2 protein-coding genes are annotated in these 1059 nt (G+C 73.1%); both read left to right on the top strand.

The annotated features are described in order from the left end of the window. Positions 1-120 precede the first annotated feature (120 nt). On the top strand, positions 121-618 hold the full coding sequence (locus MU407_RS14010) for a hypothetical protein (protein ID WP_246958410.1): 498 nt from the start codon (positions 121-123) through the stop codon (positions 616-618). Between the two features lie 26 nt (positions 619-644). Continuing rightward, a partial coding sequence (locus tag MU407_RS14005; protein ID WP_246958408.1) for a hypothetical protein occupies positions 645-1059 on the top strand: 415 nt, incomplete at its 3' end.

Here is a 1059-nt window from a genome sequence, read left to right as displayed (position 1 = left end):
CTGGAAGGCCTGACTCCCCAGGCCTACCGGACCGCGCACCGAGAGACCCTCACCAGCTCGTCAGAACCCGCCCCCGAACCCCTGAACGCCAGATAACCCAGCCTCCACCAAACCCGGGGCTTGACACTCGCGCTCGCTCGCGCCCGCCTGCTGCCCTCCGCCCTCGCGGTCGTCGACGAGCGCTCCGGCGTGCCCCGCAACGCCCTGCTGTTCGTGCTGGTGGTGACGGTGGTGCTGGGTCTGCTTGGGCCCGGCGCGATCATCTGGTTCCTCGATGCGGGCGGCGTGTTCCTGTCGATCGTGTGGGTGATGGTGGTGATCGCGAAGTACCGGATGCCGCGCGTCTATCCGGGGCTCGAGTACGGGTACCGGGCGCGTCCCGCGTTCCTGCCGGCCCTGGGCGCGATCGGCGCGATCCTGGTGATCCTGTTCTGCCTCATCCCCGGCACGGGCATGACGCTCGTGTGGCCCTATGAGCACATCATCCTGGTGGGCTGGGCGGTGCTGGGGGCGGTCCTCTATCTGGTCACCCCGGCACCGAAGGACAAGGACGCGGCATTCACGGAGATGGTGGGGCCTCTCGCCCCGACGCTGCAGGCGGCGCGGCGCCGGGAGTGAGGCGAGGGCCAATGCACAGCGCCCCGGTGAGCATCAGCTCGCCGGGGCGCTGTCGTCTGCTGCGCCGCTCAGTGCGCAGCGCCGCTCAGCCCGCGGAGCTCGGGGACTGTGCGGAGGTGGCGCTCGGCGCCGTGGGAGCGGAAGCCGGGCTGGGTGCGGACTGCGCGCTCACCGGAGACGGAGCCGTCGGGGCGGACTGCGCCGAGACCGGCGACGGAGCCGAGGGCGCGGACTGCGCGGACACCGGGCTCGGGGCCGACTGCACCTTCTGCTGCGTCGGCCCGGGGGCCGGAGAGGGAGCCGACGGCGCGGAGGCCTTCTGCGCAGGCTTCGGTGCGGGCTTCGGTGCCGACTTCTGCGCAGGCTTCGGTGCGGGGGCCGGGGACGGAGGGGACTGTGCCGTCGGCGCGGAGGCCTGCGGGGCCGGGGACGCCGCGGTGG

Origin of the sequence: Brachybacterium sp. Marseille-Q7125 (assembly GCF_023062615.1) — a bacterium.
Taxonomy (GTDB): Bacteria; Actinomycetota; Actinomycetes; order Actinomycetales; family Dermabacteraceae; genus Brachybacterium.
This window is presented reverse-complemented; position numbering and strand designations above follow the sequence as displayed.